Origin of the sequence: Phytoactinopolyspora halophila (genome assembly GCF_003287285.1) — a bacterium.
GTDB classification, from domain to species: domain Bacteria; phylum Actinomycetota; class Actinomycetes; order Jiangellales; family Jiangellaceae; genus Phytoactinopolyspora_A; species Phytoactinopolyspora_A halophila.
On the sequence record NZ_QMIG01000014.1, the window covers coordinates 123,124 to 130,990 of the forward strand.

General features: G+C 65.7%; 9 protein-coding genes and 1 pseudogene. 8 read left to right on the top strand and 2 right to left on the bottom strand.

What is annotated here, in order from left to right:
• The first annotated feature begins 134 nt into the window (after positions 1-134).
• The 6 genes from DPM12_RS13795 to DPM12_RS13820 all read left to right on the top strand — a co-directional run bounded on the left by DPM12_RS13795 (position 135) and on the right by DPM12_RS13820 (position 5,343).
• Entirely contained in the window at positions 135-1,346 is a 1,212-nt protein-coding gene (locus DPM12_RS13795; protein ID WP_112258900.1) for a sensor histidine kinase, read from the top strand.
• On the top strand, positions 1,343-1,999 hold the full coding sequence (locus DPM12_RS13800; RefSeq protein ID WP_112258901.1) for a response regulator transcription factor: 657 nt from the start codon (positions 1,343-1,345) through the stop codon (positions 1,997-1,999). Before DPM12_RS13795 ends, DPM12_RS13800 begins: the two co-directional genes overlap by 4 nt.
• A 194-nt stretch (positions 2,000-2,193) precedes the next feature.
• Entirely contained in the window at positions 2,194-2,457 is a 264-nt protein-coding gene (locus DPM12_RS13805) for an SHOCT domain-containing protein (protein WP_112258902.1), read from the top strand.
• A 142-nt stretch (positions 2,458-2,599) separates the two neighbouring features.
• Positions 2,600-3,022 carry an SRPBCC family protein gene (locus tag DPM12_RS13810; protein WP_112258903.1) on the top strand — a complete coding sequence of 141 codons (423 nt, stop codon included), beginning with the start codon at positions 2,600-2,602 and terminating at the stop codon, positions 3,020-3,022.
• Positions 3,019-3,567, top strand: a complete 549-nt coding sequence (locus tag DPM12_RS13815; protein WP_112258904.1) for a TetR family transcriptional regulator — start codon at positions 3,019-3,021, stop codon at positions 3,565-3,567. The genes DPM12_RS13810 and DPM12_RS13815 overlap by 4 nt, the downstream gene beginning before the upstream one ends.
• 201 nt (positions 3,568-3,768) lie before the next feature.
• A complete protein-coding gene (locus DPM12_RS13820; RefSeq protein WP_123788594.1) occupies positions 3,769-5,343 on the top strand; it encodes a carboxylesterase/lipase family protein in 1,575 nt (524 codons plus the stop codon).
• Positions 5,344-5,367: 24 nt separating this feature from the next.
• Here DPM12_RS13820 and DPM12_RS13825 read toward each other — a convergent pair whose 3' ends face one another.
• The gene (locus DPM12_RS13825; RefSeq protein ID WP_112258906.1) at positions 5,368-5,640 is read right to left on the bottom strand and encodes a YdeI/OmpD-associated family protein; all 273 of its coding nucleotides are present in this window, start codon (positions 5,638-5,640) and stop codon (positions 5,368-5,370) included.
• Positions 5,641-5,734: 94 nt separating this feature from the next.
• Here DPM12_RS13825 and DPM12_RS13830 point away from each other — a divergent pair, with 94 nt between their 5' ends.
• Positions 5,735-6,433 carry a hypothetical protein gene (locus DPM12_RS13830; protein ID WP_112258907.1) on the top strand — a complete coding sequence of 233 codons (699 nt, stop codon included), beginning with the start codon at positions 5,735-5,737 and terminating at the stop codon, positions 6,431-6,433.
• A 142-nt stretch (positions 6,434-6,575) separates the two neighbouring features.
• Positions 6,576-7,127 (top strand): dihydrofolate reductase family protein, encoded by a 552-nt coding sequence (locus DPM12_RS13835; protein ID WP_112258908.1) that lies wholly within the window; start codon positions 6,576-6,578, stop codon positions 7,125-7,127.
• Between the two features lie 218 nt (positions 7,128-7,345).
• Here DPM12_RS13835 and DPM12_RS13840 read toward each other — a convergent pair.
• Positions 7,346-7,666 (bottom strand): annotated as a pseudogene (locus DPM12_RS13840) (dihydrofolate reductase family protein); the annotation flags it as partial.
• Positions 7,667-7,867: the final 201 nt, after the last annotated feature.

The window sequence follows — 7,867 nt, forward strand, 5'->3', positions numbered from 1 at the left end:
CGGAATCCGTCATTCATCGGCTCTGGGATTGCGCGCGAGAACGGCCAGTACGGCCGCCGGTACGCACTCCGACGTAGGCTCAAGACCGCTCGACGACGGACGCCGCATCCCGGCGGTTCCCCGATCCTGGGATCATGGATCGACTCGACCAGGCACAGCCGTCGATCGCGGGGACGGGGGACGTGACCCAGATCGGCGATGATCGCGTCTCGAATCCGACCGGCTGGCGTCGCTCTGGCCTGCATGCTGACCTCGTGCTCGTCCTGATTCTGACCGGGTTCACGATCGCGCTCATGCCGGCGATCGCCGCCACCACGCCGGACTATCGTGACGCCGACATCCTGGGTGCCACTCTGGTCGTCGCCGCCAGCATTCCCACGGCGCTGCGGCATCGATGGCCGGAACTGGCGCTTCTTGGTTCGCATACCGCCATAGCGGCGTATCTGATGGGGAGTTACCCCTACGGCCCGATCTTCGGCTTCGTGCTGCTCACCGTCTACACGCTCGCAAGACAACGGCCGGTGCGCCGGGCCGCCGTGTGGGCCACGGTCGCATTCGTGCTACTGGTGCTGCACATCCCGGTGAACGACGCATCTGCCGAAGGCATGGCCAGCGTCATTCCGGCGCTGGCGTGGGTCGCCATCCCGTTCACGGTCGGCGCAGCGCGTCGACTCGTGGTGGAGGCAAACGCCCGCGAGAGGTCGGCCGCCGAGAAGCGGCTGGTCGAGGCCGAGCGGGTCCGGCTGGCCCACGAGGTACACGACGTCGTCGGACACGGTCTGGCGGCCATCCAGATGCATGCCGACATCGCGCTCCATATGAAGGACAGCCGACCCGAGCAGGCCATTACCGCCCTCGAGGAGATCAGCCGAACCAGTTCCGAGGGCCTATCCGAGCTGCGCACGACACTCGCGAAGATCAAACCGGGGGAAGTGAGCTCGACCGAGCTCCGGGCCCCGGCGCCCGGGCTCGCCAGGTTGGAGGCTCTATGTGATCGGATGCGTCACGCCGGCCTCGAGGTCGACCTGACGATCACCGGGAAGCGCCGTCCGCTGCGCGCGGCCGTCGACGTGGCGGCGTATCGCGTGCTGCAGGAATCACTGACCAACGTGGTCAAGCACTCGGCCCATCCCCGGGCCGAGGTCGGCGTCGATTACCAGCGTGACCACATCATCCTGCGGGTGATCAACCAGAACCTCGCCGCCGACGCGCACGCCGACGGTGTCGGTATCTCCGGCATGCGTCGTCGGGTCGAGCAGCTCGGCGGGCGATTCACCGCTGGTCCGGACAGCGCCACCGGCACCTTCGAAATCCGGGCCACCATTCCGTGCGAGGAGGCGGCATGATCTCGGTTCTTCTTGTCGATGACCAGGACGTGGTCCGGCTCGGACTCCGGGCGCTCATCGAAGCCGAGGACGGCTTCGCTGTGGCCGCGGAGGCAGCAGACGGGCTCGGTGCCGTCGCGATGGCCGCCGAGACCAAACCGGACGTCATCCTGATGGACATCCGCATGCCCGGCATTGACGGGCTGGAGGCCACCCGCAGGATCGTGACCGAGCCCGAGCTGGGCGCAACGCGGGTGCTGGTGTTGACGACGTTCGAACTTGACGAGTACGTCTTCGAGGCGCTCCGGATCGGGGCCAGCGGCTTCCTCCTCAAGAACACTCCTCCAGCCGACCTGCTCGAGGCGATTCGTACCGTCCACGACGGCGGCGCTCTACTCGCCCCATCCGTCACCCGGACCCTGATCCGGGAGTTCACCGGCAATACCCTCCGTGCCCCCGAGCCTCACCCGCAACTGGAGCAGCTCACCGATCGGGAGCGCGAGATCGTCGCCCTCGTCGCCGAGGGCATGTCCAACCACGAGATCGCCGAGCACCTCGTGATCAGCCCCGCCACCGCACGCACGCACGTCAGCCGCGCAATGATCAAGCTCGATGCCCGCGACCGCGCGCAGCTCGTAGTGATCGCCTACCGCTCCGGGCTGGCCCGTCAATAGACACTCGGATCCGCCGGCTGTCGCCGCGATCATGCACCCCTCCGACCCGCGCGTATACGTCGCTCGACGTATACGTTGCCAGCTGCCACGCCGCTCACGTCGTAGGTCAAATTACGCAACCGAACCGATGCCCACGGACCGCTTATGCGTGAGTCTGGTGCCACACATCACAGCACCACACCCAGGAGGCACCGATGTCCATCTCCGACGTACTGGTCACTCATGTCGCCGACGGCCCGTGGGAACACGAGGGCGGGCCCGGTTTCTGGCCGATCTTCCCGCTTGCATGGTTCCTGTTCATCACCGCGGCTGTGATCGTCACGATCGTGATGATCCGCCGCAGTCGCATCCAGGCACCACGGCGCGCTGGAGAGGCCCGTCTCGCCGAGGAGTACGCCGCCGGCCAGATCGATGCCGAAGAGTACCGCACCCGCCTGGAAGTCCTCCGTGGCCACTGAGGTCAAGCGACCGTAGCTGAGTCGTCGCTGGCGGCTCAGCTACCTAAGCGTTCACATCCTGCCGGCAGGTACCTGGATCGTTATCGACATGGGACTCATCCCTCGCTGAGCGCGGTCATCGAGGTTATGTACCATTTGGTACATGTGGAAAGCTGAAGCATCCTGTGCGGCCTCTCCTTCGCGGGTCTGGCAGGTCATGTCCAACATCACCGCGTGGCCGGAGATGCTGCCGACCTGCGACGCGGTGGAACCGGTCGACAACAACCAGGCAGGTCCCGGGGTTAACGCCGCCTACGTCGTCCGGCAGCCGCGGCTGCCGAAGGCCCGGTGGGTGATCACTGACTGGCGCCCCGGCGAGGCGTTCACATGGGTATCCGTCGTACCGGGGATCCGGACCACGGGCATCCACGAGGTCACCGAAAACCCCGACGGCAGCACGCTCCGGGTCGGCATCGACTGGTCCGGGCCGCTCGCGTGGCTGCCGAAGCTGCTCTATTCGCGGCTGACGAAGCGCTACCTCCAGACCGAAGTGACGACGTTCGCGCGGCTGGCTGAATCCCAGTGAGCCCCCGCGACGACCTCGCCGCCCGCGCCGTGGAGTGGTTCGCCACCCATGGCGTCGGCGACACCAGCCTGCGCACGCTCGCCGCGGGCATCGGGACCAACCACCGCATGCTCAACTACCACTTCGGTTCCCGCGAAGGACTGCTGGCCGCGGTGGTCGAACAGGTGGAACGGTCTGAACGCGAGGCTCTCGCAGAGTTCCGTGCCGCCACGAGTGACCCGTGGGAGGCCGGATGGGTTTTCTGGGCACACGTGGCGTCCACCGCGGAGGTCTTCGCGCCCTTGTTCTTCGAGCTGTCCAGCCAAGCCATGCGCGGCCGTGACTATGCTGCCCCACTGCGCCGGTGGCTCGCCGAGGGCTGGTTGGAACCGCTCACGGAGACGTTCGCGGTCGCCGTCGGGACGGACGAACGGGCCAAAGATCTGGCCCGGCTCGCCCTCGCCGTAGCGCGCGGCCTGGTGTTTGACCTTGCTGTCACCGGCGACCGCGAGGCCGTCGATACCGCGATGGACCTGTTTACCGACCTCGTCCACCGGGGCATCTAGCGCACGGCGCCTGTCCCCTCCGAGCGTGGGCAGGGCGACGCACGGCCCGTGCTGCACCTTCAGGCGTGTTTCCCTCGCCACATACTCCGCGGGAGGGCCAACAAGACGTACGTCCCACGACGTATGCCGGAATACGTCATGACATCGACGCACAAACGACCAGTTGCTTGAAGTGTTGGCAGCATACATTCAGTCGCCAACGTGAAGAGGGAAGCCCTGATGTTTCGCCGTCTCGTCACCACACTCACCCTGGTCTCCGCCGTGCTGGTGCCAACAGTCCCGGCGTCGGCAGATCCACCGCAGCCGGACACGAAGGTGCGCACCGACGCCGGCTACGTGCGCGGCTACGCCACCGAGGATCATCTCGTCTTCAAGGGAGTGCCCTACGCCGCACCGCCGACCGGTGATCGTCGGTTCCGCGCGCCGCAACCGGTACAACCCTGGTCGGCTGTGCGGGACGCCACCGAGCCAGCATCCAAGTGCGCACAGACCACCAGGTGGGAGGGATCGGTCGGCAGCGAGGACTGCCTGTATCTCAACATCCACGTCCCGACGAAGAATCGCCGCCCGCTGCCGGTCGTCGTCTATTGGCACGGCGGCGGTTTCGGTGGGGGTGATTCTGCGCTCTACGATCCGCGACCCTACAGCGGCGGCGGCAATGTGATCGTCGTGACGGCGAACTATCGCCTCGGTGCCCTCGGATTCCTGGGGCACCGGGAAATGAGCGACCCGTGGGCAGGCAACTTCGGTATCGCCGATCAGGTCGCGGCTTTGCGTTGGGTTCGGCGCAACATCGCCGCCTTCGGTGGTGACCCGGACAACGTGACCACAGCTGGCGAGTCCGCAGGCGCCTTCAGCGTGTGCGCCCAGGTCGCGGCACCCGCGGCGCGCGGGTTGTTCGACCGGGCAATCTCGGAGAGCGGGCCCTGCGGAACCGATCTGCTCAGCCGTGCCGAGGCAGGGCGACGAGCCGACAGCGCGGCGACCGAGCTCGACTGCGCGGACACTGACGACGTCATGGACTGCCTGCGAGCACTTCCTGCCGAGGATCTCTCCAGACTGCGGTGGAAACAGGTCACACTGACCGAGAACCTCACCAACCTGCCGTTCATGCCCGTCGCCGGGACTCCGGCGTTGCCCGCACAACCCCAGACCGCGGTCGAGACCGGAATCGGGAGCCGGGTGCCAATGCTCCTTGGCACCAATCGGGACGAGATGCGTACCGTCATCCTCGATCGTCTCCGCTCCGGGCAGGGGCACGTGACGGCGGAGGAGTACGAGCAGTTCATCCGCGCCCGCTACGGTGGCCACGCCGACCGGGTGCTCGCGGCCTACCCGCTGGCGGACTACGCATCACCCGACCTTGCGCTGGCGACCCTGATGACCGATGACGGCCGAGGGGTCGGTCCCTGTCCGAACCTCGACTTCGCGGAGGTCGCTTCTCGCTACTCCCCGGTGTTCGTCTACGAGTTCTCCGAACCCACCGGTGCGGTCTTCCAGGGCTTTCCCGAAGGCGCCGCGCACGGGGCGCACACCACCTACTTCTTCAACAGCTACCACCCGAGCCAGGAGCCCTCACCCACGACCGAGTTGGGCGACACCTTGATCAGCCAGTGGTCGCATTTCGCCCGGGTAGGCCATCCGGGCGCCGGGTGGGCTCCGTACCGGAGCGACGGGGTCGCCCGGGAATTCACCGCTTCCGACGTCCGACCCGTCGACGTTGCATCGCGGCACCGGTGCGACCTCTGGGCGGACGTGCTACAGAACGCGAAATAGCCTGCCGGGCCAGGTGACGGATGGTCATGCCCCGCTGCCGGTGCGCTCGCGGTGCTTGCACCCTGGCCAGCAGCAGGGCCGGCGCTGGCCTTCCATCAGTTCCTCTCGGGTGCGGCGAATGCGGCGCTCTCGGGTGCTCTCCTGCTTGGCATCCTCGACCCAGCAGATGAATTCGTTGCGGGCCAAGGGCGTGATGTCTTTCCAGGCATCGAGTGCCGTAGTGTTGGCGATCAGCGCTTCGCGCAGGTCTGCGGGTAGCTCGTGTACCACTCCACCGGGCACTCGCTGGCTGCTCACAGGACCACGGTAACGGACGAGACCGAAACCGCATCACCATCCACGTACGGACGGCTCAGCGAGAATCGTCTCGGATCAGTCAGGATAGTCCACGATGTCGACATACGATCCCTGGCAGCCGCTGGAAGCCGGTGAGTGCCCCGTATTCCGCGACCCATATTCGTTGACCCTACTCGCCGACGGTCGCACACCGTGGGGGTACCTGCGCGTCGTGCCCGTTCTCGAGGAGGACGATCGGCGCGTCGACTGGATACTCGACGACACCATCCTCGCGTCCATACGCATGACCGACTTGCGATTCGGCAGGCGACGGCTCAGCAAGGCCGACTATCCCGTCATCATCGACCCCGAACACGTAGCCGAGCTCACCGTTGCTGGCGAGTCCGGTACCGCGGAACTCGTTCAGCAATCACGACGGGGCATCTTCCGTCGTGGTTCGGCCCATATCCGCACGACTTTCAATACGCACATCTGGTCATCGACGTTAAGCAAAGTGTGGTACCAAACTCATCCCCGGACCCCGGACGAGGAACCGATCGTTCGCATCCGCGACCACGCCATTCAGGCGCCCGAACGACCCTCCAGCGACCGGACTGACGACTGGCGCCACACGCACTTGCTGACCTGGTCCACGGGCGCCACGCTGGCCAGCCTGGCAACGACACACCTGCTCCGAGCCGGCACCAACTGGGCTGTGATCGGGTCATCAGTCACGCGTGCCTCCGTCGACGGAGCCCGGCAGCACCACTTCGAGCAGCACAACCACCTGCTGGACGATCCGCCCCAGCACTGAAGCAGAAGGAACGGGAGCATGTCCGAAGCAGAGGAGCAGCGAATCCCGCGCCCGCCGCCATGACGCATGCCAGCGGCAGCGATGACTTTCGCAACCCGGAGTGGTCCTATCGCAGAAGGAGGAACCAACTGGGGAGGACCTGATGCGCAAGCTCGTGGTTACGGAGAACATGACGCTTGATGGCGTGATCGACATGACAGAGGGGTGGTTCGATCCGCTCGCCGAGGATGTTGATCAGTCTGACATCATCGCGGCGAACACCGAGCACCAGGAGGCCGCCGACGCGCTGCTCGTGGGTCGCCACACGTTCGAGACCTTCCGCGAGTTCTGGCCGAAGCAAACCGATGACCCGACCGGCGTGTCCGACTACCTGAACGCGGTGCACAAGTACGTCGTCTCCAGCACGCTGCACGACCCGGGTTGGCAGAACTCCACCGTGTTGCGTGGTCCCCTCATCGACAAGGTTACGGCGTTGAAGCAGGCGTCCGGCCGCGACATCGTCGCGACCGGGAGCATCCAGCTCGTCCACGCGCTGATCGCCGCGAACCTGGTCGACGAGTACCGGCTGTTCGTCTTTCCGTTGGTCGTCGGCCGCGGCGCACGGCTGTTCGAGTCGGTTAAGGTGAACATGGAGCTCCTGGAGACGCGGCCGTTCGTCTCCGGAGCCGTACTCCTGCGCTACGCAGCGCAATAGCACCTCGGCCGGGCACGGCTCCACTTAGCGCCGGCACACCGGAAGCACTCGATCCTGACGGGCATATCGGAGGGGACTGAAACATACGAAGATGCTCGCTGCTCTCGGACGACGAGTGGTACGTCGTCGAGCCCAAGGACGAGGTGGTCCAGCACGCTGTGACCTGGATGGACAACCACTTCAGTAGCCGTTGACCAGTGTTAACACCGCCCTTCGGTTCAGGACAGCACGCGATAGGTCACGTGCGTGACCGAGCTCGCTGCCCGCGAATCCACCTGCTCGAGATTCAGCGGCGGGACACCCTCGAACAGCCGGGTGCCGGCGCCGAGCGTGAACGGCACGATGTGCAGCCGCATCTCGTCGATCAGGCCGGCGGCAAGATACTGGTTGATGGTGCTCGCGCCACCCATGATTGCGACATCACCATCCCCGGCCACCTCGCGTGCCTGGGCCAGTGCAGACTCGATTCCGTCGGTGACGAAATAGTACGTGGCGCCGCCGTCCATCGACTGCGGCTCGCGCGCGTGGTGGGTGAGCACTCGGGCACTGAGCACAGGAACAACATCCCGCTGAGATCCGAAGAGCCACCAAAAAGAAACTCCTGAACCCCCATTTTGAGGGTTCAGGAGTTTCCTATGTCCTGAGACATCACAATGTGGAGCTGAGGGTGTTTTCCGTCAGGACATCGGCGACACATCTCTCAAGTCATCGGCGACACGGCGTGTCAAGGCCTCAGTGGC

Coding starts and splice junctions, on each gene's coding strand:
- DPM12_RS13795 (WP_112258900.1), top strand. CDS start 135: ATGGATCGACTCGACCAGGCACAGCCGTCGATCGCGGGGACGGGGGAC.
- DPM12_RS13800 (WP_112258901.1), top strand. CDS start 1,343: ATGATCTCGGTTCTTCTTGTCGATGACCAGGACGTGGTCCGGCTCGGA.
- DPM12_RS13805 (WP_112258902.1), top strand. CDS start 2,194: ATGTCCATCTCCGACGTACTGGTCACTCATGTCGCCGACGGCCCGTGG.
- DPM12_RS13810 (WP_112258903.1), top strand. CDS start 2,600: ATGTGGAAAGCTGAAGCATCCTGTGCGGCCTCTCCTTCGCGGGTCTGG.
- DPM12_RS13830 (WP_112258907.1), top strand. CDS start 5,735: ATGTCGACATACGATCCCTGGCAGCCGCTGGAAGCCGGTGAGTGCCCC.
- DPM12_RS13835 (WP_112258908.1), top strand. CDS start 6,576: ATGCGCAAGCTCGTGGTTACGGAGAACATGACGCTTGATGGCGTGATC.